25 protein-coding genes and 1 other annotated feature are annotated in these 26,274 nt (G+C 46.6%); of the genes, 19 read left to right on the forward strand and 6 right to left on the reverse strand.

Features of this window, described 5'->3' with window-relative positions:
- Positions 1-118 precede the first annotated feature (118 nt).
- The 3 genes from M3636_RS02135 to nirB are packed head-to-tail and all read right to left on the reverse strand — an operon-like array spanning position 119 to position 3,747.
- The gene (locus M3636_RS02135) at positions 119-907 is read right to left on the reverse strand and encodes a formate/nitrite transporter family protein (RefSeq protein ID WP_128102953.1); all 789 of its coding nucleotides are present in this window, start codon (positions 905-907) and stop codon (positions 119-121) included.
- Positions 908-959: 52 nt separating this feature from the next.
- Positions 960-1,286 (reverse strand): nitrite reductase small subunit NirD, encoded by a 327-nt coding sequence (nirD, locus tag M3636_RS02140; RefSeq protein ID WP_251381173.1) that lies wholly within the window; start codon positions 1,284-1,286, stop codon positions 960-962.
- A gap of 31 nt (positions 1,287-1,317) precedes the next feature.
- Positions 1,318-3,747 (reverse strand): nitrite reductase large subunit NirB, encoded by a 2,430-nt coding sequence (gene nirB, locus M3636_RS02145; protein WP_251381174.1) that lies wholly within the window; start codon positions 3,745-3,747, stop codon positions 1,318-1,320.
- 461 nt (positions 3,748-4,208) lie between these two features.
- Here nirB and M3636_RS02150 point away from each other — a divergent pair, with 461 nt between their 5' ends.
- Positions 4,209-4,916, forward strand: coding sequence for a metal-dependent hydrolase (locus M3636_RS02150; RefSeq protein WP_145409730.1), 708 nt, complete (start codon positions 4,209-4,211; stop codon positions 4,914-4,916).
- 241 nt (positions 4,917-5,157) lie between these two features.
- On the opposite strand, the gene M3636_RS02155 is transcribed toward M3636_RS02150, so the two are convergent.
- Together M3636_RS02155 and M3636_RS02160 are read right to left on the reverse strand one after the other, a co-directional pair.
- Complete coding sequence (locus M3636_RS02155) at positions 5,158-5,478, reverse strand: hypothetical protein (RefSeq protein ID WP_128102949.1); 321 nt, start codon at positions 5,476-5,478, stop codon at positions 5,158-5,160.
- Between the two features lie 271 nt (positions 5,479-5,749).
- Positions 5,750-6,823: a M42 family metallopeptidase gene (locus M3636_RS02160; protein WP_128102948.1), complete on the reverse strand. Its 1,074-nt coding sequence runs from the start codon at positions 6,821-6,823 to the stop codon at positions 5,750-5,752.
- A gap of 679 nt (positions 6,824-7,502) precedes the next feature.
- Between M3636_RS02160 and spoVAC the strand changes: the two genes are divergently transcribed.
- The 17 genes from spoVAC (at position 7,503) to leuS (ending at position 24,625) form a co-directional block, all read left to right on the forward strand.
- The gene (gene spoVAC / locus M3636_RS02165) at positions 7,503-8,009 is read left to right on the forward strand and encodes a stage V sporulation protein AC (RefSeq protein ID WP_145409731.1); all 507 of its coding nucleotides are present in this window, start codon (positions 7,503-7,505) and stop codon (positions 8,007-8,009) included.
- Positions 8,006-9,022, forward strand: coding sequence for a stage V sporulation protein AD (gene spoVAD / locus M3636_RS02170; protein ID WP_128102946.1), 1,017 nt, complete (start codon positions 8,006-8,008; stop codon positions 9,020-9,022). Before spoVAC ends, spoVAD begins: the two co-directional genes overlap by 4 nt.
- Before the next feature lie 2 nt (positions 9,023-9,024).
- A complete protein-coding gene (spoVAE, locus tag M3636_RS02175) occupies positions 9,025-9,375 on the forward strand; it encodes a stage V sporulation protein AE (protein ID WP_056695903.1) in 351 nt (116 codons plus the stop codon).
- A gap of 219 nt (positions 9,376-9,594) precedes the next feature.
- Complete coding sequence (locus M3636_RS02180) at positions 9,595-10,551, forward strand: AAA family ATPase (protein WP_128102945.1); 957 nt, start codon at positions 9,595-9,597, stop codon at positions 10,549-10,551.
- A gap of 3 nt (positions 10,552-10,554) precedes the next feature.
- Positions 10,555-11,802 (forward strand): DUF58 domain-containing protein, encoded by a 1,248-nt coding sequence (locus M3636_RS02185; RefSeq protein ID WP_145409733.1) that lies wholly within the window; start codon positions 10,555-10,557, stop codon positions 11,800-11,802.
- Positions 11,799-14,012 (forward strand): transglutaminase TgpA family protein, encoded by a 2,214-nt coding sequence (locus M3636_RS02190; RefSeq protein WP_251381175.1) that lies wholly within the window; start codon positions 11,799-11,801, stop codon positions 14,010-14,012. Before M3636_RS02185 ends, M3636_RS02190 begins: the two co-directional genes overlap by 4 nt.
- A 109-nt stretch (positions 14,013-14,121) precedes the next feature.
- Entirely contained in the window at positions 14,122-14,649 is a 528-nt protein-coding gene (locus M3636_RS02195) for a YqeG family HAD IIIA-type phosphatase (protein WP_128102943.1), read from the forward strand.
- Positions 14,646-15,773, forward strand: coding sequence for a ribosome biogenesis GTPase YqeH (yqeH, locus tag M3636_RS02200; RefSeq protein ID WP_145409735.1), 1,128 nt, complete (start codon positions 14,646-14,648; stop codon positions 15,771-15,773). Before M3636_RS02195 ends, yqeH begins: the two co-directional genes overlap by 4 nt.
- 54 nt (positions 15,774-15,827) lie before the next feature.
- A complete protein-coding gene (aroE, locus tag M3636_RS02205) occupies positions 15,828-16,697 on the forward strand; it encodes a shikimate dehydrogenase (RefSeq protein WP_251381176.1) in 870 nt (289 codons plus the stop codon).
- A 114-nt stretch (positions 16,698-16,811) separates the two neighbouring features.
- Positions 16,812-17,102, forward strand: coding sequence for a ribosome assembly RNA-binding protein YhbY (yhbY, locus tag M3636_RS02210; RefSeq protein ID WP_128102940.1), 291 nt, complete (start codon positions 16,812-16,814; stop codon positions 17,100-17,102).
- A gap of 12 nt (positions 17,103-17,114) precedes the next feature.
- A complete protein-coding gene (locus M3636_RS02215; protein ID WP_128102939.1) occupies positions 17,115-17,705 on the forward strand; it encodes a nicotinate-nucleotide adenylyltransferase in 591 nt (196 codons plus the stop codon).
- Positions 17,689-18,255 (forward strand): bis(5'-nucleosyl)-tetraphosphatase (symmetrical) YqeK, encoded by a 567-nt coding sequence (gene yqeK, locus M3636_RS02220; protein ID WP_128102938.1) that lies wholly within the window; start codon positions 17,689-17,691, stop codon positions 18,253-18,255. Before M3636_RS02215 ends, yqeK begins: the two co-directional genes overlap by 17 nt.
- A 17-nt stretch (positions 18,256-18,272) precedes the next feature.
- Positions 18,273-18,620 (forward strand): ribosome silencing factor, encoded by a 348-nt coding sequence (gene rsfS, locus M3636_RS02225; RefSeq protein WP_056695926.1) that lies wholly within the window; start codon positions 18,273-18,275, stop codon positions 18,618-18,620.
- Entirely contained in the window at positions 18,617-19,531 is a 915-nt protein-coding gene (locus M3636_RS02230) for a CvfB family protein (protein ID WP_251381177.1), read from the forward strand. Before rsfS ends, M3636_RS02230 begins: the two co-directional genes overlap by 4 nt.
- Before the next feature lie 322 nt (positions 19,532-19,853).
- On the forward strand, positions 19,854-20,624 hold the full coding sequence (locus M3636_RS02235) for a class I SAM-dependent DNA methyltransferase (protein ID WP_128102936.1): 771 nt from the start codon (positions 19,854-19,856) through the stop codon (positions 20,622-20,624).
- 202 nt (positions 20,625-20,826) lie between these two features.
- Positions 20,827-21,783 (forward strand): phosphotransferase family protein, encoded by a 957-nt coding sequence (locus M3636_RS02240; protein ID WP_251381179.1) that lies wholly within the window; start codon positions 20,827-20,829, stop codon positions 21,781-21,783.
- 55 nt (positions 21,784-21,838) lie between these two features.
- Positions 21,839-22,108: a binding site (T-box leader), on the forward strand.
- Positions 22,109-22,180: 72 nt separating this feature from the next.
- A complete protein-coding gene (gene leuS / locus M3636_RS02245; RefSeq protein WP_128102934.1) occupies positions 22,181-24,625 on the forward strand; it encodes a leucine--tRNA ligase in 2,445 nt (814 codons plus the stop codon).
- Here leuS and comER read toward each other — a convergent pair.
- Entirely contained in the window at positions 24,606-25,451 is an 846-nt protein-coding gene (gene comER / locus M3636_RS02250; RefSeq protein WP_128102933.1) for a late competence protein ComER, read from the reverse strand. The two genes, leuS and comER, sit on opposite strands and share 20 nt — an antisense overlap.
- A 188-nt stretch (positions 25,452-25,639) precedes the next feature.
- Between comER and M3636_RS02255 the strand changes: the two genes are divergently transcribed.
- Positions 25,640-26,251, forward strand: a complete 612-nt coding sequence (locus M3636_RS02255; RefSeq protein ID WP_251381180.1) for a ComEA family DNA-binding protein — start codon at positions 25,640-25,642, stop codon at positions 26,249-26,251.
- The last annotated feature ends 23 nt before the right edge of the window (positions 26,252-26,274 follow it).

Here is a 26,274-nt window from a genome sequence, read left to right on the forward strand (position 1 = left end):
ATAACGTAATTCTCGTGAAAACAGGATAAAAAAACATAATGTAAGAACACCATAACGTAAAAAAACCATGCCCTCTGAGAGTCCAGAGAATGCATGGTGTATAGCATGAGAGCATGAGTCATTGACGGGTTTTCTTTCTCACAGGTGATACGAACCAATAGGCCATACCTACAAACAAAGCGCCTCCGACAATGTTGCCAAGTGTAACAGGAATCATATTATGGAACCAGCCTGCTAGCGTGATGGTATCCGGATGGTTTGGCAGTAACCAAGACAAGGAGAGCAATGTCATATTGGCAACGCTGTGCTCATATCCACTGGCGATAAATGCGTACAGACACCACCAGATCAATACAAGCTTGGCAATGTCCTCTTTTGTGCGTGAAGACATCCAGATGGCTAGACAGACGAGCCAGTTACAGAGAATGCCTCGGAAGAATAGCTCAGTAACGGGGGCTGCCATCTTCTTGGCAGAAACGGCAAAGAGCAGATGCTCCGGTGCAGCTGTCTTAAATAAACCACTGCCTACAATGAGCAGACTTAGAATGACCGCACCGATCAGATTGCCGAGGAAGACGAGTCCCCAGTTCTTCATGGTGTCTTTAACGGTCGTGCGACCTGCTAACGTACTCATGGTAAAAAACATATTGTTGCCAGTAAACAGTTCCGATCCTGCAAAAATAACAAGGGTGAGAGCGAGCCCGAAGGACATGCCCATCAGGATCATTTGAAAAGGTGATTGCGCCGCCAGAAGCGGAGCGCCGATACTGAAGATTAGAATAATGCCAAGGCCTACATACGCACCAGCCATCAAGGCGGATACCATATAACGTGCTAGACCTGAATTCATTTGATCTCTTTTTTTGACCGCAGCTTCAATAATTCCTTCAACATTAGGTGTGTACATGTCGGTTTCCCCCATACTTAAGCATCAATCACATGTGTTACCTGGACTGCAGCTATACTGCAATCCAGACCGTTCCATTTTCCACTTTAACCGAGTACATCTCAACCTGTCCTTGGTCGGGAGCTTGCACTAGACCTGTGCTAAGATCGATTTTCCAATCGTACAGCGGATCATAGAGATAATGACCTGAGACGATTCCTTCAGCAAGTGGCCCGCCTTTCGGATGCGGGTTTCGATTATCGGCAGCAAAGATGGTGCCATCTGAGGCAAGAAATACAGCAAGCTGTTTGCCTTGAATCTCAACGACTCTACCAATGCGAGGTAGAAATTCATCAATCGTTCCTGCAGGGTAGTAGGTACCAGCTGGTTTAGTTGTCATATTGAACTCTCCTTATCTGTAATAGTTTGACTTACGGACGAGCAGTTACTTCAATACCGTGAAATAGTTTGTTCTCACCTTGCTCATTTCGAATTGCTTTTTGCCAAGGTTCTTCCACATGTCCAAGTGCAAACTCAATCCGTTCCATTAGCGCTTTGCGCTCTTGGATATCGTCAACCACAACCGCGCGTATCGATTCCAGACCCACACGTTCTACCCATTCCGAAGTCCGTTCGAGGTAGTTGGCAGTCTCCCGGTAATGTTGCATGATAGCGCCGCAGAGCTCGATCAATTCTTCATCTGTTTTCACTTTGCAGAGGGAGTCCGCAAGTCTGGCTTTGATCCCGCCGTTACCACCGATGAATATTTCCCAACCGCCGTCGTTACCAACGATACCGATATCTTTCGTACATGCTTCTGCACAGTTACGTGGGCAGCCGTTCACGGCGTATTTGAATTTAGCAGGTAGATCCAAGCGTTCGAATTTGCGTTCTATTAGGGCACCCATTGCCATCGAATCCTGTGTACCGAAGCGGCAGAACTGTGATCCTACACATGTTTTGACGGTACGAAGTGATTTGGCATAAGCATAACCTGAAGGCATATCGAGCTCAGCCCATACTTTAGGTAAATCTTCTTTTTTGACACCAATTAAGTCTAGACGCTGTCCTCCAGTCACTTTAACCGCTTTTACATCGTATTTGACCGACACATCCGCGATACGTTTCAAGTCTTCAGGTGTCGTAACCCCGCCATACATCCGCGGCACAACAGTATAGGTTCCGTCTTTCTGAATATTGGCGTTCATCCGTTCGTTGACGAAGCGGGATTCCTTCTCATCCTCATGCGTATCCGGTGCGATCATACCCAGGTAGTAGTTGATTGCAGGACGGCATTTCGAGCAACCCTCAGGCTGAGTCCATCCCAATACGTTCATCACTTCTTTGGTCGTTTGCAGACCTTTTTGTCTGATCTCCGCTACGATCTCATCACGGCTAAGGGAAGTACATCCGCAAATGCCCTGTTTGGCACCGGTTGTGAAGTTATCACCAAGTACATATTGCAAGATCTGTTCAACGACTGGCTTACAGCCACCGCATGAGCGTGTTGCACCCGTGCTGGCTTTGATCTCGTCGATGCTGGTTAATCCTTGATTCGTAATGGCGTCCATAATATGACCTTTAGTAACACCGTTACAACCACATACGATTTCGTCCTCAGCCATCGTTTCTACCGATGTCGCTTTTTTGTGTCCGCCGCAGCCTGTGCCCATGAGTGAAGAGTACAGGTCATCGGTCATTTCAGTCTGTTGCTTGATCAGTTTTTGCAGCTCCGCTGAATCCGTGATGTCACCAAACAACACAGCGCCGACCATCACATTATCGCGAAGCAGGATTTTTTTGTACGTGCGTTTCCATTCGTCTTTGTGAGAGATAACGGTGTGCTCAGGGCCATCAATAAACTCACCTGTCGAAAATACATCTACGCCCGAAATTTTCAATTTCGTGGATACGACAGAACCTTCATAAGGTGCAGTTTCAACACCGCATATATGTTTAGCCAGAATCATACCTTGTTCGAATAATGGAGCGACGAGGCCGTAACACACACCGCGATGCTCTGTACATTCTCCGACGGAATACACATTTTCGAGAGAAGTTTGCATGTAGTCGTCAACAATGATGCCTCGGTTGATTTCCATGCCACTCTCGCGAGCAACAGCAATATTCGGTTTGATTCCGACAGCCATGACAACAAAATCAACATCCAGTACCGATTCATCTGCAAAACGAATACCTTCAACACGATCGCCGCCAAGCAATTCGGATGTCTGTGCGCCCATTTTGAATTGAATACCTTGACGCTCAAGTTCAGCTTTTAACATCGCAGAAGCTTGGGAATCCAGCTGGCGTTCCATGAGATCCTGCATTAAGTGAACTACGGTAACTTCCATACCGAGCTGAACGAGTCCTTTTGCCGCTTCTAGACCGAGCAATCCGCCACCAATGACAGCTGCTTTTTTGTAATTCTTCGCCGCATCCAGCATCGTATTACAGTCGGCGATATCCCGGAATCCAACAACGCCCTGTTTATCGTGTCCAGGTACAGGGAGGATAAAGGAATTGGAGCCTGTGGCAATGATGATCTTGTCATAAGGGACGCGCGAACCGTCTGTAGTCACCACTTCGCGTGTATCGGAATCGATTTTGGATACCGTTGTGCCCATATGCAGCGTGATACCATATTCTTCATACCAATGCAGGTCGTTCAATACAATATCATCCAACGTTTTGCTGCCCTCCAGCACATAGGACAACATAATGCGGTTATAGTTAGGGTAGGGTTCTGTGCCAATAACTGTGATATCGAAGCGGGAGCTTAATTTTAAGATCTGCTCAACTGTACTAATTCCTGCCATGCCGTTACCGATGACGACCAGTTTTTCTTTATTTCCGTTCATGTGTATAAGCCTCCTTGGATAGACTGTACATTACTAGTGGTTGTTCAAAAAGTTCGCGCTTTTGATTACGTAGGATGCCTGTCGGCATCTCAGCGTCGAATATGGGACTCAGCCGAAATATCCGTTGCTCACGTAGTTTTGCCTACGCTCCGCTACTCCATTTCTATCTTCATCTCATCTTCTTGGTACTGAAAACCGCCGCTTTTGAACACGCATTTACTAATATTTTTATTGGTTTATATTTTAATCATACAGACGATTGACATCATCTAATGTGATAAATTTCACAAATAACGATAAACTCCTCACAAAATAAAAAGTGTGGTCCCGGTCACAGAATTAAAATTTTTTTTCAGAAAATAAATAAGGTAATACGAACTATTGTTCTCATTTTGAATTCGGTGTAATATCAAAATGGGTCAGCTATGTTCCCTATTTCTTAGAAAGGAAGTTTTGGCATCATGATGGGAAGATCCCACCTTATTATTGGAACAGGGGTATCGCTGTCTGTTCTTCAATTTACAGGCCTGCCTGTAACAGCTCCAGCAGTAACGGTGGCGCTGATTGGTTCACTGCTGCCAGACATCGATGAACCCAACTCGCTATTGGTTTCAAAGGCTCTGCCCAACAGTCTTATTAGGCTGCTACAGACGATTCTGCTACCAACGGCGGTGTTTGTGTATTTCTATGTTCACAGTCAACCTTGGAATCTGTTACTTGCTATTTTGATTGGTATGGTATCTTTTTTACCTTCACGATCACTCCGTAAAGTGTTAATGTTTGCGATTGGGTTGGGACTGGTTTTCTATGGCCATGCATTTGCGCCTTGGAACTGGATTGCAGGTAGCCTGTTGATGTTATGTACAACGCTGACACACAGGGGACTAACGCATACAGTCTATGGAACTGCGGTGTGGGCAGGACTGCTGTACACTACGACTGCTCAGCAACAACCGGAGATTTGGATTGCTGGGGCTACAGCCTATGGCATACATCTTCTTGCGGATTCGCTAACAAATCGGGGAATTCGTCCACTACCACCACTTAAGTGGCGTATACGTGCGAATCTAATGAGTACGGGAACTAAGCATGGAGCCGTAGTTGAGAATGTGTGCATTGTACTTACTCTCATACTTGCCTGGATTGCATTTTCACCACTATTTCTCTAACGATCCCAATAACGCCAGTCTGTACAATGAAGCTCAGACTGGCGTTTATAGGGGTACAGATGATATTGTTTTGCATACTAGGGTGGAGCTGCCGCCGACTCAGCCTTGGGAAGGTGCATCTGTTAGGCTATCAATATCTGAAGAACCATATACGAATAAAACAACAAGAATGACGATGATGATTAGCTCTGCGAATCCAGTTCCATCGAAGTCAGACATGATCTCAACCTCATTTCTTGTGTTAAGAATTGATTCTTTGTTGAAATGCCCGAATAACATCGTTTAACGTCATATCGCCACCGATCTCATCCAGAAACTGTACAAGTTTGTCTTGATTCGATGGAGTGATCTGTTGCAGCGTTTTATATTGCCCGACCAATTCAACGACAAGTGTAGCTTCACGAAACAGCGTGACTGCATCCACTCTGAGCTTTCCGCTGACCAATAATGCTGCCACAATAAGCTCCAGATTTCTTCCTTTAAGATTACCGCCAAGAAGGGAGTTGGCAGCATTCTCTTTTTTGGAGCCCTTATTCGACTTTCCATTCTTCCTTACTGCCATAGAAGCTCCCCCGCTGCTTGGTGTTTGATTCATCTTCCGTTCTTGTATCTTATGTGTAATTTTCTATAATGTTCGACCTACTAATCTATTAGAGGGAAACCAATAGTCTCTCACGTAGTTTGGCCTACGATCCAGTACTCCATTTTTAGCTTCATCCCATCTTTTCGTTACTAAAAACCACCCTTTTGAACACGCATTTTTCGTGATAACGAAAAAAGAGATATCCCGACATAGTCAGGATATCTCTTGGAACAGAGTGTATGTTTAGATGTTACGCATTATTAATAATTGTATTCATCGTAGAGCGATCCAGCCCTTTAACCAGCTTCACAATCAATTCTTTCGCTGCATCATAGTCATCTGTATGGATGATGGAGGAAGAGGTATGAATGTAACGAGCGCAGATGCCAATAACAGTGGAAGGCACACCAATACCGCTCAGATGAACCTGTCCTGCATCTGTTCCGCCCGGTGAGATGAAGTATTGCATCTTAATCTGGTTGGAGGATGCTGTATCCTGCACATATTCAACCATGCCGCGATGGGTAAACATGCCTGGGTCGAAAATACGCAGCAATGCTCCTTGTCCAATATGTCCAAAGGATTGCTTGTCGCCTGTCATATCATTCGCTGCGCTACAGTCGAGTGCGAAGAAGATATCAGGCTCAATGAGATTGGCAGCGGTACGTGCGCCGCGTAGCCCCAATTCCTCTTGAACAGTTGCTCCCGAATATAAGATATTAGGCAATTTTTCTTTATGAAGTGCCTCAACGAGTTCCAGTGCGAGTCCAACCCCATAACGGTTATCCCACGCTTTTGCCATGATTTTTTTCGGATTCGCCATCGGCGTGAATTCACAAATAGGTACAATTTGCATACCCGGGTGGATGCCCCATGACTCCGCTTCAGCTCGGTTATCTGCACCAATATCCAGATACATCGTATTGAGATCTACCGGCTTGCTGCGCTGGGACTCATCCAGTAGATGTGTAGGTGTCGAGCCAACAACCCCAGTGATTCGGCGCTCAGGAGTGATGATCTGAAGTCGTTGTGACAATACTGCTTGACTCCACCATCCACCCAGTGGACGGAATTTAATCATCCCTGTTTCTGTAATGCCAGTCGTCATAAAGCCGACTTCATCAAAATGTCCAGCGACCATGACTTTAGGTCCCGTTTCATCCCCGCGTAATACACCAAAAAGACTACCCAAGCGATCCTGTACAAATTCATCCGTGTAGGCGGATAGCTGTTCTTTCATCCAGCCACGAAGCTCACGTTCAAAGCCCGAAGCAGAAGGGAATTCAGTCAGTGTGCGAAACATATCCATTGTTTTTTCATTCATATGTGGACAACTCCTCTGTTCTTATGTAGTTCGAGTCTCAGCAGAACGGCTGCTGGACATGAGATCCGTTCAATTCAATGTCAGGATCAATTATTAACCACCGGTCATAACCAGTATGAACCTTGCGCACGTAATTGTCCATGGTTACGTCACGTATATCAGGCATAACGAGGTTGATTTTCGCTTCTTGTTCGTGTGAAATCCGCACAAGCCCTGTTCCACCAATTGGCTGTTTGAATAGGAATACATAGATAGGAATGGTTTACCTCTCGTGGGAACCACACGCCTTATTCTTTTCGTCTGAGCAATAGGAAGGAGTTGCGTACAACTAGATGAAGCCACCTGATGAAGGTAATGAAGCAGTTCTTTTCATCGTCTTGTTTATTCTTCTCGTTATCATCCTGCTTTATTTGTAAGAGCATGATTGTATACATTCAAGCAATGAATCATGAAAAAGCTTCATGGAACGTAGGTGTAGTTTGTAGCTTATGAACAGAACATGATCCGGCGCATAGAACAGTCATTCATATTCTCGACACACTGGAAACATATGCTGCATTTCGCCGGATACATAACCTTTTGAACATTGACAAACAATGTATCTAGGATTACACACGTCCAACCATTGCATACAGGAATGAATTTGCGATCTCATTCCATTCGAAGGAGGTTCTGTACAATGCCAGCTCAGACGAAAGGAACCGGCAGCAGCAAAAAATCACCCTCACTGTCCATTAGTGAACAGGAATATAAAAAAGTAGCCAAAAAGCATGAGCCTGCGCGTCCTCTTTGGACCAATTGTATCAAAGCGTTTTTTGTCGGCGGATTTGTCTGCCTGATTGGACAGGCTATCCAGGAAGCCTTTATGGCAGGGTTTGATATGACATCAAAGGAAGCGGCAAGTCCCACCGTAGCGGTGATGATCTTCATTTCGGTTGTGCTGACTTGTCTTGGTGTATACGATAAGATCGCACAATGGGCAGGGGCAGGTACAGCCGTTCCCGTTACAGGCTTTGCCAACTCGATGTGTTCTGCGGCACTGGAGCATAGAGCAGAAGGCTTGGTACTTGGTGTAGGTGCAAACATGTTTAAGCTGGCTGGCTCTGTTATCGTGTTTGGTGTAGTTGCAGCATTTATTATCGGGATCGTATATGCCTTCCTCGGATTTGGGGGAGGACATCTATGAAACGACTGGGACGTCAAACCTGGAAATTTGAAAATCGTCCACGGATTGTCGGCAGGGCTGCTGTTGTTGGGCCTGACGAAGGACAAGGGCCGCTCGCATCTGACTTTGACTATGTATACGACAATCTGGAGATCGGCGAGAAGACATGGGAGAAGGGTGAACGCAAGCTATTAGAGCAAGCGACTCAACTGGCATTGATCAATGCGAATATTACCAAAGAAGAGCTTCAGTTCTTCGTTGGTGGTGATCTCATGAACCAGATTATCAGCAGTTCGTTCTCGGCTCGTAAGCTAGGAGCGCCCTTCCTCGGTGTATTTGGTGCATGTTCCACCTCGATGGAAAGTTTGGCGCTGGCTTCTCTTATCGTGGATTCAGGTGGCGGTGACTATGTGCTTGCAGGAACGGTCAGTCACAACTGTACCGTAGAGAAGCAATTCCGTTATCCGACTGAATACGGGTCACAGAAGCCGCCTTATGCACAGTATACCGTCACAGGTGCAGGCTGCGGAGTTGTATCGCGAACAGGCGAAGGGCCTGTCATTACACATGCAACGATTGGTCGCGTTATGGATCTGGGGATTAAAGATCCGTTTAACATGGGAGCAGCTATGGCACCAGCGGCTGCGGATACGTTGGTTTCCCATTTCCGTGATACAGGGCTTGAGCCGGGCTATTACGATCTCATTGTTACGGGAGACCTTGCTTCGGTAGGGCTACCGATTACCAAAGAACTTTTGCAAAAAGAAGGCATTCCAATGGAACAAACGGTGTTTAACGACTGCGGGTTAATGATCTACAACCGTGAGAAACAGCCTCAGGTTGTGGCAGGGGGAAGTGGGTGTGGCTGTTCCGCATCAGTGACCTACGGGCACATTCTAAACCGAATGCAAAAGGGTGACTTGCAGCGTGTTCTCGTTGTAGCTACGGGAGCTTTATTGTCACCGCTGTCTTACCAGCAGGGCGAGAGTATTCCTTGTATTGCACATGCCGTTTCCATCGAGAAGGAGGGATAAAAATGCAATTTCTGTGGGCATTTATCGTTGGCGGCTTGATCTGTGTCATTGGACAGCTTCTTATGGATGGGGTCAAGTTAACACCTGCACATACGATGAGTACGTTGGTGGTTGCAGGTGCTGTGGCTGATGCCTTTGGTCTCTATGATCCACTGGTGAAATTTGCGGGTGCGGGTGCGTCCATACCGATTACGAGTTTTGGTAATTCTCTAGTCCATGGAGCATTAACCGAACTGGAGAAAGAGGGCTGGCTTGGCGTAATCACCGGTATCTTCGATCTAACTGCAGCGGGGATTTCCGCAGCGATTATCTTCTCATTTCTTGCGGCACTTGTTGTTCGTCCAAAAGGGTAATCGTTGAAGTGGCGTTGGTAAAGTTTGGGCAGATAGTTAAAAAGATTACAAAAGAGGCTTCGGATAACTCTTATCCGGGTCTCTTTTTGTCGTATTCATGCGTGAATAGCGGTGAATCGGACGGCTGGAAACAAATTATGATTCTCTTCGAGTGTACTCGCGCCCATGGATCATGTACAATATAAGGAAATCTGTATGCTTTTTTAGGAGGTTAGACATATGCCTGTGCGCAAAGAGTCGATCCAAATCATTTCAGCAGTCCGTTCTAATCTAGAATCTTGCATAATGGGGAAATCCTTTGAAATTCAACTTTTGCTCACAGCTTTGCTTGCAGGCGGCCACGTTTTAATTGAAGACGTACCGGGAACAGGCAAGACACAATTGATCAAGGCCTTATCCAAATCCATGCGCGGCGAATACCGACGTATTCAATGTAATCCAGATATCTTACCGAGTGATATTACGGGTGTATCCGTGTTCCATCCACGTGATGAGCGCTTCTACTTCCGTCCAGGTCCAGTCATGACCAACATTTTGCTGGCAGACGAGATTAACCGAGCTACAACGAAGACTCAATCGGCATTGCTGGAAGTTATGGAAGAACGCAGTGTAACGGTCGACGGGGATACGTACGATCTGCCACATCCGTTTATGCTCTGTGCTACGCAGAACCCGATTGATTTTGAAGGAACATATACATTGCCGGAGGCACAGCTCGACCGGTTTATGTTGAAAATAAGCCTTGGATATCCAGATAAGGATATCGAGAAAATATTGCTGAAGCAGCATCAGTCGGGTCAACCGGTTGACCGGCTTGAGTCGGTGACTCATATGGATCAAATCTCTGCTATCCAGCAGGAGATCAAGGAAGTTTTCATTGGCGATCCAGTGATGGATTATTTGCTGGATGTTGTTCGTACCACACGCTCCCATCCATCCGTATTGCTTGGTGCCAGCCCGCGGGCGGCTATTTCATTTATGTCTGCGGTAAAAGCCTTCGCCTTCCTACAGGAACGGGACTATGTACTGCCTGATGACGTGAAGACAATGGCACCATATGTTATTTCTCATCGGATTGTACTTCGTCCTGAGGCGAGACTGGACAGCATGAGTTCTGAAGCTGTTCTGAGCTCTGTACTCCAGCAGGTGCGTGTGCCTGTCTCTATGGGGCAATAGTTTATGAAGCCGCTTTTGAGTACTGTCAAAAGAGGGATACGACACCCCCGCGTTTGGAGCATCGCGGCGGTGTGGATGTGCTGCCTTGCGTATGTTCTGTTTCAAGGTGGCAAGACATCCATCATGTTATTATCAATGGTAACCCTGCTCTGTCTGTACCTTGCTATTGCTGGTTTTAGTGGTGTAAGACGAGCTAGGGGGGCTAGGGCACTGTCATCAGGGCAGGATCATGAAGAATTGCTGCATGCAGGTGATCAGGTTCAAGTTCAGCTTCGAGTGAACATTCCAGGATTTTTGCCACTTCCATATGTGGTCGTACGTGAGATGTTGCATCGCCATAACGGTGAATCATGGTCATTCCGTGAGAGCCTAATTCCCAATATGAGGGGTGTTGGTGAGCTATCGTTTCAGACACCGCCGCTAGAACGTGGAAAATATGTTTTTTCCGAAACGGAATGTTCGAGTGAAGATATCTTCGGACTGATTGAGCATCGCGGAACGTTTAAGGCCAAAGGCGAATTTCGAGTGTTACCACGAACTGTGTTTATCCCGTACTGGCAGTTATATGATCGAAAGTCACGATTATCTGGACCGCAGACAGCACAGACACGTTCACGCCGAGAAACAACCCAGATTAATGGTGTCCGCGACTATGTCTACGGGGATCGTCTCTCTCGTATTCATTGGAATGCCACAGCGAAGACCGGTTCATGGAAATCGAAGGAGTTTGAGCACGAATCTGTGCCCAAAACCGTTCTGGTTATCGATGCACTCGCAGCCAGCTATGAACAGAGTGAAACATTTGAATTAGCGGTGTCCACTGCAGCATCTTTATTGGAATATGGTTCTAGAGAGCGGATGGGGATGGGATTGATGACCTTGTCTGATAAGCATACATTCCTCGCACCTAGCGAAAGTCTCATTGACCGTCAGAAGATGATGCATCACTTGGTGGACGTGCAATCCAACGGGCAGGATCGTCGCTTGCTTCCGGGTGTAGAGAAGCTTGGGCGTCAGTTGCCGCAAGGAGCTTATTTCGTTTTGATTTCACCTCAGAAGGATGAGAAGGTATTAGAATTGTTGAGATGGGCAGATACCCGGGGGATGACACCTTGCCATGTCCTGATTGATCCTCAAAGCTCTCGTCAGAGCGCAGAGTGGTCTGCCATGCTGCGTGGTAGAGGCACAAGATCCTTCACGGTTGCCCATCTTCAGGAGCTTCCAACGGTTATGGGGGGAGGTTCCGCATGAATACAACAGGCAAACAACTAGCACCTGGCAAGAGATCGTGGTATCAGGCTGCATCACTGCTGTGGATCTTCCTGATTGCAATGCAGTGGTTGTCGTTCACCGAGGAATCTTGGTACAACGAGACGACCTCTTTGGTACTGTGGACGCTGGCAGCTATGAGCGTACTTGAAGTGATTTTGCCTTTTAAGCTTATCTATCGCACGATTATTAAAGCCATTGTTCTTATTTATATTTTGCATAAAACCTTAATTGATTACTCCGTGTATATTCCTTATGGTACGTTTACGGAACGGGTGGAGCAATTTATCTTTCACTCTAATCCATATATCTGGTTTTCCCTATGTGCATGGGTCATGCTGGAAGCTGCGTTACGCTTGGTGAACACAACCCGGCGAATACTGGTTTTCTTGGGTATTAATATAATATCCATGGGCATTCTGGATTCCTTCACCCAGATTTCTTTATGGACTGAGGTTGCTTGGGTGATGTTTGCAGGTATGGGCTGGTTAGTATGTCAGCACTTCCGCAACTTTCAGGTTTACTATCCACAAGGCTGGAAGCGACTCATCCGGTATCCTTACAAAATCATTGCTAATATCGCCATCATTTTTTCACTTATTATTGTAGCAAGTGTGAACATGCCGGAAGTACCGCCGACGTTGACAGATCCGTATACAGCATGGCGTAACTATACTGGAACGTCAGCAAGTCAGGCTGGCAATGGAACACTTGATATTCCGAATTCAACCGAGTCTGGATATAGTCGTGAAGATAATCAGCTCGGTGGTGGCTTTAACTTTGACTACACACCTGTGATGTCTGTACAGACTAATGAACGCAGCTACTGGCGTGGTGAGACTCGTGAAGAGTACACCGGAACAGGCTGGGATGATAGCAGACGAGCCTCGACGGAAGAGGTGCAGCCTGGCGAAACATTGCAGAATGATGATGCAGGTAGTGGGAATACGAAACAAGTGACGCAAAAAGTAACGATGCTGAATGATACGGTTTATCCGATTATGTTTGGAGCGTACTCCATTGCAGAAGTCACTTCCATTGATGGACAGACGGAGTCTAATCGAATGCTCTGGAATCCAGAGCAAGCTGAATTGCTGCTGACGACAAATCGTCAACAACCTCAGTATCCTAAGACATATACGGTTGTATCGGAAGCGCCAGTGGTTGTAGAGGATGAGCTTCGTACCAAATCTTTTGACGATCTGTACGGAAGTAATCCAGCTGACGATATGTACTTACAGATGCCGTCCCGTTTCCCGGATCGAGTCACGGAGCTGGCGAACGAAATTACGGCTTCTGCAAATACTCCGTATGAAAAAGTAGCATTACTGCAAAACTATTTACAAACCAATTTTGAATACACCAATAATCCGGATTTATCCCGGAAAGTGAGCAGTGACTTTGTCGAAGGGTTTCTATTCGATGTTATGGAAGGTTACTGTGACTACTTCTCCACAGCTCTAGTAATGATGGCGCGTTCTGAAGGTATTCCAGCTCGCTGGGTTAAAGGTTACGCACCAGGTCAACTGTCTCTCAACTCAGACATGCAGGCACCTCGTCAGCCTGGTTCTGAGATCGAGACTACCTATACAGTAACCAATGCAGATGCTCACTCTTGGGCTGAGATTTACTTTGGTGAGTATGGATGGATTCCAGTTGAAGCTACACCAGGATTTGATATGCCTTTGTTAACAGAGGCACCTGATGTGCAACCGGTTGATGAACCTGAAGAACAGCCGGAAGAAGAACCAGTGCAAGAAGAAGAACAGACACCTGTATCCGAGCAGGCAGCATCCGGCATTCCAACATTCGTCATCTGGGTTGCTGTAGCGATTCTTGTTGCGTGGGTTGCCTACATGTTCTGGCGGAACCGCTTCTCTCTTCGCTTCCTGTTGCTTCGTTTGCGAACAGGCGAGCCACTTACTCCGGAGCAGAAGGTTGTAGCTGAAACAGAGCGTTGGATTCGTTATGTGAAACGCAAAGGTTTAACCCGCAGTGGGGATGAAACATTGCGTGAATCAGTAAACCGCTGGAGCCAAACTGTGCCCGCATCTGCGGCCACGCTTCAAGAATTGTTAGCATGGTTTGAGCGCACGCGTTATAGTCCAGCATCTGTAACGGCGGATGATTGGAAGGCAGTGTATGAGACGGCCTTGAAGCTACGGAAGGAACTCAAAGCGGAACGGGCATAATTATTGCCCGTCCCGTTTTTCCTTTTTTCTAGCGCATCAAGCGTTGTATGCATTTTCAGGAAAGACAGATTTGTGATATAGTGTGTCGTATGAAACTGAGGTGACTTGATTGTTTAAAATGTTAATGCCCAAGCTGCGAGTAGACACGGTTTTTGACATTAATCTGGAAGAGCTGTACGCTCAAGGCTATCGCGGAATAATAACTGATCTCGACAATACGCTTGTTGGAGCCAAAGCGCCTGATGCAACGCCTGAACTGATCGAATGGTTTGCGCGTGTGAAAGAGGCAGGCTTCAAACTAATGATTGTGTCCAATAATAATTTGAATCGTGTATCCTTGTTTGCTACGCCACTGGATATCCAGTTTGTGCACAGTGCACGCAAACCATCGAATACACCGTTTCGTAAAGCAATGAAAATGATGGAGCTAACGCCAGACAAAACGATTGTGGTAGGCGATCAGATGTTGACTGATGTATATGGAGGTAACCGGCTAGGGCTTCATACCGTGCTGGTATTGCCCATCTCCATCGGCGATGAAGGATTCATGACGCGCTTCAATCGGCGAGTGGAACGGATTGCTCTAACTAGTTTGCGCAAGAAAGGCTTATGGCTTGAGGAGGAAAATAAGAAATGACAGACACGCATAACGGCAATCTTGCCGTAAGATGCAGTGGATGCGGCGTGCATCTGCAAACAGAAGACCAGGATAAACCGGGTTTTATTCCTGAGAAAGCGTTGGATCGTGAACCTGTAATATGCCAGCGTTGTTTCCGTATCAAAAATTATAATGAATCATCGTCTGTAACCGTTGACCAAGACGAGTTCCTAGCACTACTGAGCCAAATCGGGGATAAGGATGCACTTGTCATCCATATCGTTGATCTGTTTGACTTTGATGGTAGTGTGATCTCTGGCCTACAACGTTTTGTCGGTAACAATCCGGTTCTACTTGTAGTGAACAAAACGGACTTGCTACCTAAAGTAACAAACTGGAACAAGGTTCGCAACTGGGTACAGAAGCAGGCTAAGGAGCAGGGATTGCGCACTGTCGACGTGCTGCTCGTGAGCGCTAAGCAAAACCAGGGCTTCGATCGTCTCCTTGAACTGGTAAGCACCTATCGTGAAGATCGTGACGTTTATGTGGTCGGGGGAACCAATGTGGGTAAATCTACGTTGATTAACCGATTGATTCGTGACTACAGCGATCTGGAGCAGGAACTCACAACATCCCGTTATCCGGGAACAACGCTGGATATGGTGAACATTCCATTGGAAGATGGGAAATTCATTATTGATACCCCAGGGATCGTATATCCATGGCGTTTCAGTGAGATCGTATCTCGCAAAGACTTGGCTGCGATTATGCCGGACAAGCCGCTTAAACCTGCCGTTTATCAATTAAATGCAGGTCAAGCGCTGTTCTTTGGCGGTATGGCTCGTTTCGACTTTGTAGAAGGGGATCGCCAGTCCTTCACATGTTTTATCAGCACGGCGCTGAATATCCACCGGACGAAGTTAGAACGCGCGGATGAATTGTACCGTGATCATCTAGGAGAATTGCTCACCCCGCCAACACGTGAAGGTGCATCAGAGATGCCAGAATGGACGCGTCATGAATTCCGCATCAAACGTGGAAGTCAGTCCGATATCTTTATCTCCGGTCTAGGCTGGGTTAAAGTGAACGGGGACAATGGGGCTCTCGTGGCTGTTCATGTCCCTAAAGGTATCCGGGTACTTGTCCGTCCTTCTCTGATCTAATCAAGTCAGTCTAACCAGATCAGTAACATTTTCATCAGATCGGAGGCGGACACATTGTCTGAACAAAAGAAAATAACTTCTTCACTTCCAGTGTTGCTGGGCGTTATGGGTGATCCTATTGCTCATTCCAAATCTCCGGCTATGCATAATGCGGCACTAAAGGCGGCAGGACTGAATGGGATCTATATGCCTCTTCATGTTCATCCAGAACAATTGCAGGCTGCGATTAGAGGCATCGTTGCTTTGGGGTATCGTGGTGTGAATGTCACCATACCTCATAAGGAACAAGTTATGTCTTATCTGGATGAGATCGATGAGAGTGCAAGGTTGATTGGTGCAGTCAATACCATTGTCAATATGGACGGAAAGCTGATAGGCTATAATACGGATGGCATTGGTTATGTGCGGTCACTTAAGGAAGAAGCTGTGCCTGACCTAGCAGGCAAACGGATTGCTGTACTGGGGGCAGGTGGAGCTGCTAGAGGTGTCATATATGCGCTGGCTCTAGAAAAGCCTGACCGTATTCACATATTGAACCGTACAGCCGAGCGAGCCATTGAACTCGCTTCGGATCTGCGAGCACATGGGTTAGGTGAGATTAGAGGCAGTGGAATGGAAGAAGCGGCGGTTGTACTTGCTTCTGCTGATATTGTCATCAATACAACGGCTGCTGGTATGCATCCCCATGTGGATGATGTTCCGGTTGATCCTGCACTGATTCGTGCAGATGCAGCCGTAAGTGATCTCATCTATAATCCATTGGAGACACGTCTGCTGCGTGAATCACGCTTACGTGGTTGTACAGTGCATGGTGGTCTGGGGATGTTTGTATATCAGGGCGCGGTGGCTTTTGAGCATTGGTTCGGTATTCAGGCTCCTGTGGACACCATGAGACAAGCGGTACTAGACAGCTTCGATAAGTAACAAGCAAGGTTAAGGGAATCATAAAGTTATAACATTAAAATATAATGGAACAGCCAAGCCTGACAGAGATCCTTCTGTTACGGGCGTGCTGAGCATAAGGAGTATGGAGTATTCATGTTAACAGGTAAACAAAAACGCTTTTTGCGTTCACAAGCACATCATTTAACCCCAGTGTTTCAGATCGGTAAAGGTGGCACGAACGAGCATTTGTACCGTCACATTGAAGATGCAATTGAGAAACGCGAGTTGATGAAGGTTCAAATTCTGAACAACAATCTTGATGATAAAAACGAAATCGCGACAGAGCTTGCTCGTGAGACAGGCAGCGAGCTCGTTCAAGTGATTGGCAGTACAATTGTCCTGTATAAGGAATCACGCGACAACAAACAAATCGAACTTCCTTAGGACGGTGACATCATGAAGATTGGTATCATGGGTGGGACGTTCGATCCAATCCATATGGGACATCTGTTGGCCGCCGAAGCTGCGAGGGATTCCCATGCACTGGATGAAATCTGGTTCATGCCCTCCCATGTTCCACCACACAAGCGTGGAGCCGGGGCTTCTGGGCAGCAACGTCTCGATATGACGGAAGCGGCGATCCAAGATGTACAGCAATATGAGGTGCTGGATATTGAGATGGAGCTTGGTGGCGTATCGTATACGATCGACACGATGAAGGAGCTATGGAATCGTTATCCAGAGCATGATTTTTATTTTATCATTGGTGCAGATATGGTGAACTATCTACCCAAATGGGAGCAGATCGAGGAGCTTGCAGCACGCTTGACCTTTATCGGAGTAGGCAGACCCGGTTTTCAGCTACATCTGGACGACTTACCCGATGAGCTGCAAGACAAAGTCTTGATGGCAGAGATGCCGCTCGTAGATATATCATCCACGGCCGTACGTAAACGTCTTGCCAAGGGACAATCGGTACGCTTCATGATTCCTGCTGCAGTTCATGAATATATTGTAAGGAGCGGTTTATATGGCACTAAGCCGTGAGGAACTCATTCAAGCCGTTTCGGGTCAAATGCCGGAGAAACGCTGGAAGCATACACTTGGCGTGATGCAATCTGCCGTATATTTGGCTGAAAAATACGGTGCAGATCCTATGAAGGCGGATCTGGCTGCTATATTGCACGATGTTGCCAAGTACTGGCCAGTATCAGAGATGGAAGCAGTCATCCGTGACAATGAACTGAACAAAGAATTGTTGCAGCATGACAAACAGCTCTGGCACTCAGAGGTCGGTGCATTTGTGGCACAGCGAGATTACGGAATCGATGATCTGGAGATCATTAATGCTATTCGCTGGCATACTTCTGGGAAAGTGGGCATGAGCCTACTGGATAAGGTGGTATGTCTTGCGGATTATATCGAACCGGGAAGAGACTTCCCGGGTGTGGATCGGATTCGCGAACAGGCTGAGCACAGTTTGGAAGAAGGGTTAATTGCTGGTTTTGACTCAACCATTAGCTTGTTGTTGTCACAACGACGAGTGATCTACCCGTTAACCATGTTTGCTCGGAATGATCTGATTACACAATTATAAATTATGGAGGTTGGTTCATGACATTATCATCGAAAGAACTTATGAATATGGCGGTTACAGCCGCAGACGATAAAAAGGCATCCAACATTGTAGCACTGGATCTGGTGGGAATTTCACTGGTAGCGGACTATTTTGTAATCTGTCACGGTAACTCGGATACACAGGTACAGTCTATTGCTACAGAGATTCGTAAACAGGCGCATGCTGCAGGTGTAACGATTAAAGGGATTGAGGGTATGGATTCTGCACGCTGGGTTCTGATGGATCTGGGAGACGTGGTTGTTCATATCTTCCACCGCGACGAGCGCGAATATTACAACATCGAACGTTTGTGGTCGGATGCTAAAGTGGTGGAGACGGTATGAGTTTGATTGCAGGAACTGTTGTCTCTTTGCGGGTTGAACGTGAAGTATCTCCGTTTGGCTACTTTTTGACGACTGGAACGGAAGATGTACTGCTTCACTATACGGAGCTGACACGTGATATCAAAATCGATGAGACGCTGGAAGTCTTTATCTTTTTCGATACGGAAGATCGCCTTGCTGCGACAATGAAGAAGCCTTACCTCACCCTTGGTGAAATGGCACGACTTGTTGTGGCTGACGTACATCCACGGCTCGGTTGTTTTCTAGAAATGGGCTTGGGTCGGCAACTGCTGCTTCCAATCCGTGAATTGCCTGAATTAGAAGAGCTGCGTCCACATGTTGGGGACGAGGTTTTTGTTATCATGGAGCATGATAAACAAGGTCGTCTTCGTGCGAAATTGGCTGGAGAGCGTGAACTTGCACCGTTAGCCTTCCATGCACCGACATCATGGCTTAATGAATGGGTTGAAGCGACGGTGTACAAGCCATTGCAAATGGGTACTTTTGTACTTGTAGAAGGTGGCGTACTTGGGTTCGGAGCCATTGGTATGATCCATTCCTCCGAGCGTACCCACTTGCTGCGTCTTGGTGAGAAGGTGAAATGCCGGGTAACGCTGGTTCGTGAGGATGGACGTGTGAACCTGGCGACGTCTCTTCGCAAAGAGGTAGGCAGGAACGAGGATGCTGATAAGCTGCTCGCGTTCATGAAGGAGCGTCCAACAGGTGGTATGCCGTATTCGGATGCAACGCCACCGGATATTATCAAACAGCGTTTTGGCATCAGCAAATCCGCCTTCAAACGTGCGTTAGGTAAACTGATGAAGGATGGACTGGTGACCCAGAAAGAAAACTGGACATACCTGACTGAAGCTGCTTCACAAGCTTCTGCTCCAGATTCGGACAAGAACTAGTAACGTTAAACTAAAGCTAAACGAGGACTCTTGTGAATCCAATGTAAAAGCAGGGCAAGGCTGGGTGAACTCCGGACGCCCCTGCTTTTTCGTTTATAACAAATTTATATAAGTTCAACTAATTCTTTACACGAGAACGGAGAAGACAGAAATAACGTGAAGAAGCGAAGCGTTCGCCTTTATCCCCGGATTTTCCCTTTGGAAAAGGGAATCAAAAAAATCTGGGGATAACAGCGATCGGAAGGTTGTTCTGTCATCGGAGTGGCAAGTGTAAATATTTTTGAGTTATATAATAAAATGAATTGAAAGTGCGGTGCCTGACATGTCTTACCGTAAATTTGCCTATGTTTACGATGAATTAATGGAAGATATGCCTTATCCGGACTGGATAAGGTTCGCGAGAACAGCTTGGGAGCGCCACGGTATGCCCAAAAGCGTAGCTGAACTTGGTTGTGGTACAGGTTCGATTACGATTCCTTTGGTTAACTCAGGGTTCGAGGTGACGGGCATTGATCTGTCGGCTGATATGTTATCCGTGGCTCGTAGCAAGATGGAAGCTACACCCCAAGGTCATCGCTTGTACCGTGAAGGCAGTGTACGGTGGGTACAGCAGGATATGTGCGAATGGAGAGTGCCTGAGCCTGTAGACTCGGTTATATCATTTTGTGACTGTATTAACTATTTGCTAGAGCAAGAGGATGTCATTCGCACCTTCCAACGAACCTATGAAATGATGAAGCCTGGAGGAACATTCCTGTTCGATGTGCATCATCCCAATACATTTATCCGATATGAGGAAGAACAGCCGTTTGTACTGGATGAACGCTCGATATCTTATATCTGGACAAGTGCGTTAGACTCGGAACGTTGTGAGATCGAACATCATCTCAGCATTTTCTCGCGTGTTGATGAAGGTGGTAAGGATCTCTATCAGAGATTCGAAGAGGTGCATGTGCAGCGTGCATACGATCCGGAGTGGATGAAGCTAGAGTTACGGAAGGCGGGATTCCGCGATGTCAGCGTGTACGCAGATTTTGAATGGCAAGAAGCAGGAGAAGGCGCGCAGCGTCTGTTCTATGTAGCTATTAAATAATGATCTTGTTTATCGCTTATCGCCCTTGCATTAGTGTAAGGGCATTTTTTTTATTTTGTTCAATATCAGATGAGTAGGATAGTCTGGATTGTGATCTAAGCTATTGCCAGTTAAGTGTGGGGGAGCCATAATAACACTGATGGAAAGCGTTTTCTTTTGAGTGGTTAATGTGACGAACTATAGAAGGTCAGGTGATTATGGGGTGGAAAGTAAATATAAAACAAAGCTAACTTCGGAACAGCTAGAGCGAATAGCAACTCAGATTTTAAATCGTGAGCTATCTGAATATCAGGAAATGAATGAAGGCTGGGCGAACCAGGCTTACCGGATCGTTTTAAAAGATGGACAGACGGTAGTACTCAAAATTGCTCCTACGGATAAATCCAATCTGATGCGTTGTGAACAAGGGTTAATGAATACTGAAGTTGAGGCACTGCGTCTTGTGTCGGAGCTAACGGCTCTGCCTGTTCCTCGTGTACTTGCTTATGATGATTCACTAACCCTTGCGCCTTCAGAATATTTTATTATGGAGCATATGACAGGCAAGCCGTATAACCAAGTGAAAGAGCACTATAGCATTGAAGAACAGGAAGCGATTGAGGAAGAGCTAGGGCGTTACAATCGAAGACTGAACAAAATCACAGGAGAACATTTTGGTTATTTCTCATCGGGACGACAACGTTATTCCACATGGAAAGAAGCTTTCTTGCAGCTAATGGATGATGTATTAATCGATGGGCAAAAGGCAGGAATTACGTTTTCGATGTCCTATGAGGAGTTGGAGCATTTAATTCTGGCAAGAGCAGATGTCCTCAATGATGTTCTAGAACCTGCATTTATTAGCTGGGATCTATGGGATGGCAATGTACTGGTGGAGAAAGGCCGTATTACCGCCATTATTGACTTTGAGCGTTCACTCTGGGCGGATCCATTGATGGAGCATTATTTTAGTCACTTTAATTACACACCTGGGTTTTTGAAGGGATATGGTAGATCCATTACAACACCAAGTGAACGAAGCAGAAGAGGGTTATATGATCTGTACTTTGATCTATTACTTCGGATCGAATGTGCATACCGGCAGTTTGATGATCATAAACATATTCAGTGGACGATTCATAATCTGGAAGAAAGCATTGAACGTTTTCGGTTAGGCTGAGGTCTGTCATTGACTTTGGCGGTACTTTTTTATATAATGTTTCCGATATTGTATACATATTTCGATGATAAGGATCAGTAGTGAATTCTGTACATGACAGAGAGTCGGCGGTTGGTGCAAGCCGATTGACAGTATTTCATGAACTCGCCTTGGAGAAATGCGGTGATTACACCATCCGATACTTAACCGAAGTCTATTCGGTGGTTGCAGGAATGGAAATCCGCATCGGTTAACCGCCGTTACAGGTTCAAAGGGAGTGGATGACGAAGCACGTTCGTCCGCTAACTAGGGTGGTACCACGGGAATTCAACCTCTCGTCCCTAGCGCTGCAAACGCTATGGGATGCTGAGGTTTTTTTGTTGTAATTTATGTGAATCAACCAGAGGAGGAACAATAGATGAGTGAGAATCACCAGCCGAAGCACGGCTATCAGCCACAAGTGATGGAGAAAAGTTGGCAGCAATTTTGGGATGAGAATAAAACGTTCAAAACAGGCGAGGACCCGGCTAAACCGAAGTTCTATGCATTGGATATGTTCCCATATCCATCTGGCGCGGGACTGCACGTAGGTCACCCGGAAGGATACACTGCAACGGATATCGTTTCTCGTTACAAACGTATGCGCGGATACAATGTTTTGCATCCGATGGGCTGGGATGCTTTTGGTTTGCCTGCTGAGCAGCATGCACTTGATACGGGTGAACACCCACGTGAGATCACATTCCGTAACATTGACAACTTCCGTCGTCAAATTAAATCCCTTGGGTTCTCCTATGACTGGGATCGGGAGATCAGCACAACGGATCCGGATTATTACAAATGGACGCAATGGATCTTCATCCAGTTGTACAACAAAGGCCTCGCTTACGTTGACGAAGTGCCTGTAAACTGGTGCGAAGCATTGGGTACAGTATTGGCTAATGAAGAGGTCATTGACGGTAAAAGTGAGCGCGGTAATCACCCAGTTGTCCGTAAACCGATGCGTCAATGGGTATTGAAAATTACTGAATATGCTGAGCGCCTCTTGGAGGATCTGGAAGAGCTGGATTGGTCCGAGAGCATTAAGGATATGCAACGTAACTGGATTGGTAAATCTACAGGGGCAGAAGTGGTGTTTGCCATCGAGGGACGTGAGGAAGTAATCAAGGTATTCACGACTCGTGCGGATACTTTGTTTGGAGCTAGTTATGCTGTACTGGCACCGGAACATGAGCTGGTAGAAGCCATTGTGACTGCAGAGCAACGTGAAGCGATCAAAGCTTATCAGGAGCAAGCTGGACGTAAGAGTGACCTGGAACGTACCGATTTGGCCAAAGACAAAACAGGTGTATTTACAGGGGCTTATGCCATCAATCCAGTAAATGGAGCGAAGGTGCCTATCTGGATCGCTGATTATGTTCTGGCTGGTTATGGTACAGGTGCAATTATGGCGGTTCCTGGGCATGATGCACGTGACTGGGAATTTGCGAAGCAATTCGGACTGGACATCATTGAGGTTGTTGCTGGTGGCGATGTGACCAAAGAAGCGTATTCCGGAGACGGACCACACGTTAACTCTGATTTCTTGAATGGTCTGAACAACGAAGAAGCGATTGCGAAGATGATTACTTGGCTGGAAGACAACGGTAAAGGTGAAGGCAAAACGACATATCGTCTGCGTGACTGGTTGTTCAGCCGCCAACGCTACTGGGGAGAGCCTATTCCAATTCTGCACCTGGAAGATGGAACGATGAAGACCGTACCAGAGGATCAGCTTCCATTGTTGCTGCCAGATATCGATCAGATCAAGCCTTCGGGTACAGGGGAATCACCACTGGCGAATGTAACCGAGTGGGTGAATACGGTTGATCCTGAAACGGGAATGAAAGCACGCCGTGAGACAAACACGATGCCACAATGGGCGGGAAGCTGCTGGTATTACCTGCGCTTTATCGATCCACATAACGACAAGGAACTGATCTCTCAGGAGAAACAACAGCAATGGCTGCCTGTCGATCTGTATATCGGGGGAGCAGAGCACGCTGTGCTTCACTTGCTGTATGCACGTTTCTGGCATAAAGTATTGTACGATCTGGGCGTTGTTCAGACCAAAGAGCCATTCCATAAACTCGTGAACCAAGGTATGATTCTGGGAACCAATAATGAGAAAATGAGTAAATCTCGTGGTAATGTTATTAACCCGGATGAAATTGTAAATGAATTCGGTGCAGATACTCTGCGTTTGTATGAGATGTTCATGGGGCCACTGGAAGCAACAAAACCGTGGAATGCTAACGGGGTTGAAGGTATGTACCGCTTCCTGTCACGCGTATGGCGTCTCTTCATCAACGAGGATACAGGCGCGATTAATGATAAAATCACAGCGGATGGCGGTACAGAAGAATTCAAGCGTACTGCTCACAAAACGATTAAGAAAGTAACTGATGATCTGGAGCATCTGCGCTTCAACACAGCGATCAGTCAGCTGATGATCTTCATCAACGACGCTTACAAAGCAGATACACTGCCGCGTGAATCAATGGAGAACTTCGTACAATTGCTCTCACCATTGGCACCGCATATGGCCGAAGAGCTGTGGAGTCGCTTAGGTCATGAAGGTGGAATTACTTATGTAGCTTGGCCTGAATACGACGAAGCTATGACGGTAGACGCTGAAGTGGAGATTGTCGTTCAAGTGAATGGCAAAATTGTAACACGGGCAACCGTTGCGAAGGATTTGGATGCACAAGGTATGCAAGACTTCACGATGGAGCTTGCACCTGTGAAGCAGGCTCTGGAAGGCAAGACCATTCGTAAGGTCATTGCCGTTCCAGGCAAACTGGTTAATATTGTTGCCGGTTAATCTCACTGGTTTGAAATAGTTCATTAAGCTTTACCAGATCTTCATCATATTTGTCGTGGGTGGTGTGAATGAGACTATCAAATACACCATCCAGACTAATCTTGAGTAGTGCCAAAGCCTGGGCAGTAATGCCACCGGGAACAGCAACACGTGCTTGAAGTTCTTGAGGCGTATAGCCTCCTTCAGTGAGCAGTTTACCTGTTCCGAGGAGCATCTCGCCTGCAAGAGCACAGGCATCTGCTCGTTTGATCCCTGTAAGCTTGACGGCACTCTCAATCCATTGTTCCAAAAAGAACGATATGAATGCAGGTCCGCAACTGGAAAAGTCGGATGTTATGCGGGTACACGCTTCATCCACTTGGTAAGGTTTGCTGAAATGACTCAGCAAGCCTTCCAACACAGTGCGATCTTCAGTTGTCATTCGTTCACCGTGTATACATAATGACGCTCCGCTGCCGACCTGATGTGTGACGCTGGGGATAACTTTGGAGACTTTGCAAGGAAGTGAAGATTCCAGATGACGCAGCTGCACGGGACTAGTGATCGAGACAATCATATGATTGGGATTCACGACAGGCAGGATCTCGTCAATAACATGTTTGAATTCCAGCGGCTTCACACAGAGAAAGATGATGTTGCTTCGGATAACGGTTTCCCGATTACTCTGTGATTCATGCAGACCGGGATAACGGAGGGATAACTGACGCACTTTGGAAGGGGTTCGATTGCTTGCGGCGATCTGCCGCGGCTCCAATGCTCCGGATTGGATCAGGGCATAGATCAGCAGGCTTCCCATGCTGCCGGTTCCGATAAATCCAACCTTCATTGTTTCAGGCCTCCTTTCATGCTTTACGGTACTGGCGTAGTTCGTTCCTTCTAGTCTATGCAGCATGACTTGTTTGACATGACATGAAAAAAAGGAATGTGGAGTTTGTAGTCCATTTATAGACGGTTCGGAAGCACCGCCCGTGTTCAAAATTGATCTATTTTGATAACTGGGAGAGGTGTAGACGAATGAGATGGAAACAAGGATGGACGATTGGTGCTGCGGTAATTGGAACGATACTTATATTATGGTCGGGCAAAAGTGAACAGCCGCCTTCTGGCTGGGAACCGATGCAGCTCGCCACCCAAACGCCGACGCTCAAGCAGGAAGCTGCTATTGTAGAGTCGGCTGTTTTGGGTCAAAATAGTGAGTTGTCAACGAATGCTGTAGTAGAACAAGCAACACCGGTCGCTGCGGGGGTGAATCCTGCTGGAAGCAGTGAGGCTTCCTCTACGGTTCAGGAGAAGACATCAGATGGGAAAATTCCAGACGTTGCTAGTACGGAATCCGCTACGTCTGTAGCTATCACGAATATTACAACCGAAGCAGAAGTGAAGCCCGAGCAGCAAGTTTCAAGCCCGCCCGAGCAAGAGGTTGTCGACAATGGTAAAATTGATATCAATTCAGCACCTGTCTCTAAACTTACTGAGCTTCCAGGCATTGGAGAGAAGAAGGCGCAGGCCATCGTTGATTATCGAAATGCACATGGACCGTTTACAAGAGTCAGTGATTTGACCAAGGTAAAAGGAATAGGTATGAAAATGCTGGAGAAGATGGCTCCGTATGTGCAAATTCGGTAATTTAGATTATTTCAATGGGGAGA

Source organism: Paenibacillus sp. MER 99-2, assembly GCF_023714095.1.
Taxonomy (GTDB): Bacteria; Bacillota; Bacilli; order Paenibacillales; family Paenibacillaceae; genus Paenibacillus.

What these genes read in the sequence shown, in the direction of transcription:
- M3636_RS02235 (WP_128102936.1), top strand. Translation starts at nt 19,854, where the DNA reads ATGTCTTACCGTAAATTTGCCTATGTTTACGATGAATTAATGGAAGAT.
- M3636_RS02230 (WP_251381177.1), top strand. Translation starts at nt 18,617, where the DNA reads ATGAGTTTGATTGCAGGAACTGTTGTCTCTTTGCGGGTTGAACGTGAA.
- nirD (WP_251381173.1), bottom strand. Translation starts at nt 1,286, where the DNA reads ATGACAACTAAACCAGCTGGTACCTACTACCCTGCAGGAACGATTGAT.
- M3636_RS02135 (WP_128102953.1), bottom strand. Translation starts at nt 907, where the DNA reads ATGTACACACCTAATGTTGAAGGAATTATTGAAGCTGCGGTCAAAAAA.
- M3636_RS02150 (WP_145409730.1), top strand. Translation starts at nt 4,209, where the DNA reads ATGATGGGAAGATCCCACCTTATTATTGGAACAGGGGTATCGCTGTCT.
- yhbY (WP_128102940.1), top strand. Translation starts at nt 16,812, where the DNA reads ATGTTAACAGGTAAACAAAAACGCTTTTTGCGTTCACAAGCACATCAT.
- yqeK (WP_128102938.1), top strand. Translation starts at nt 17,689, where the DNA reads ATGGCACTAAGCCGTGAGGAACTCATTCAAGCCGTTTCGGGTCAAATG.
- leuS (WP_128102934.1), top strand. Translation starts at nt 22,181, where the DNA reads ATGAGTGAGAATCACCAGCCGAAGCACGGCTATCAGCCACAAGTGATG.
- M3636_RS02215 (WP_128102939.1), top strand. Translation starts at nt 17,115, where the DNA reads ATGAAGATTGGTATCATGGGTGGGACGTTCGATCCAATCCATATGGGA.
- nirB (WP_251381174.1), bottom strand. Translation starts at nt 3,747, where the DNA reads ATGAACGGAAATAAAGAAAAACTGGTCGTCATCGGTAACGGCATGGCA.
- M3636_RS02160 (WP_128102948.1), bottom strand. Translation starts at nt 6,823, where the DNA reads ATGAATGAAAAAACAATGGATATGTTTCGCACACTGACTGAATTCCCT.
- comER (WP_128102933.1), bottom strand. Translation starts at nt 25,451, where the DNA reads ATGAAGGTTGGATTTATCGGAACCGGCAGCATGGGAAGCCTGCTGATC.
- M3636_RS02190 (WP_251381175.1), top strand. Translation starts at nt 11,799, where the DNA reads ATGAATACAACAGGCAAACAACTAGCACCTGGCAAGAGATCGTGGTAT.
- spoVAD (WP_128102946.1), top strand. Translation starts at nt 8,006, where the DNA reads ATGAAACGACTGGGACGTCAAACCTGGAAATTTGAAAATCGTCCACGG.
- M3636_RS02185 (WP_145409733.1), top strand. Translation starts at nt 10,555, where the DNA reads ATGAAGCCGCTTTTGAGTACTGTCAAAAGAGGGATACGACACCCCCGC.
- spoVAE (WP_056695903.1), top strand. Translation starts at nt 9,025, where the DNA reads ATGCAATTTCTGTGGGCATTTATCGTTGGCGGCTTGATCTGTGTCATT.
- spoVAC (WP_145409731.1), top strand. Translation starts at nt 7,503, where the DNA reads ATGCCAGCTCAGACGAAAGGAACCGGCAGCAGCAAAAAATCACCCTCA.
- yqeH (WP_145409735.1), top strand. Translation starts at nt 14,646, where the DNA reads ATGACAGACACGCATAACGGCAATCTTGCCGTAAGATGCAGTGGATGC.
- M3636_RS02255 (WP_251381180.1), top strand. Translation starts at nt 25,640, where the DNA reads ATGAGATGGAAACAAGGATGGACGATTGGTGCTGCGGTAATTGGAACG.
- M3636_RS02180 (WP_128102945.1), top strand. Translation starts at nt 9,595, where the DNA reads ATGCCTGTGCGCAAAGAGTCGATCCAAATCATTTCAGCAGTCCGTTCT.
- M3636_RS02155 (WP_128102949.1), bottom strand. Translation starts at nt 5,478, where the DNA reads ATGGCAGTAAGGAAGAATGGAAAGTCGAATAAGGGCTCCAAAAAAGAG.
- rsfS (WP_056695926.1), top strand. Translation starts at nt 18,273, where the DNA reads ATGACATTATCATCGAAAGAACTTATGAATATGGCGGTTACAGCCGCA.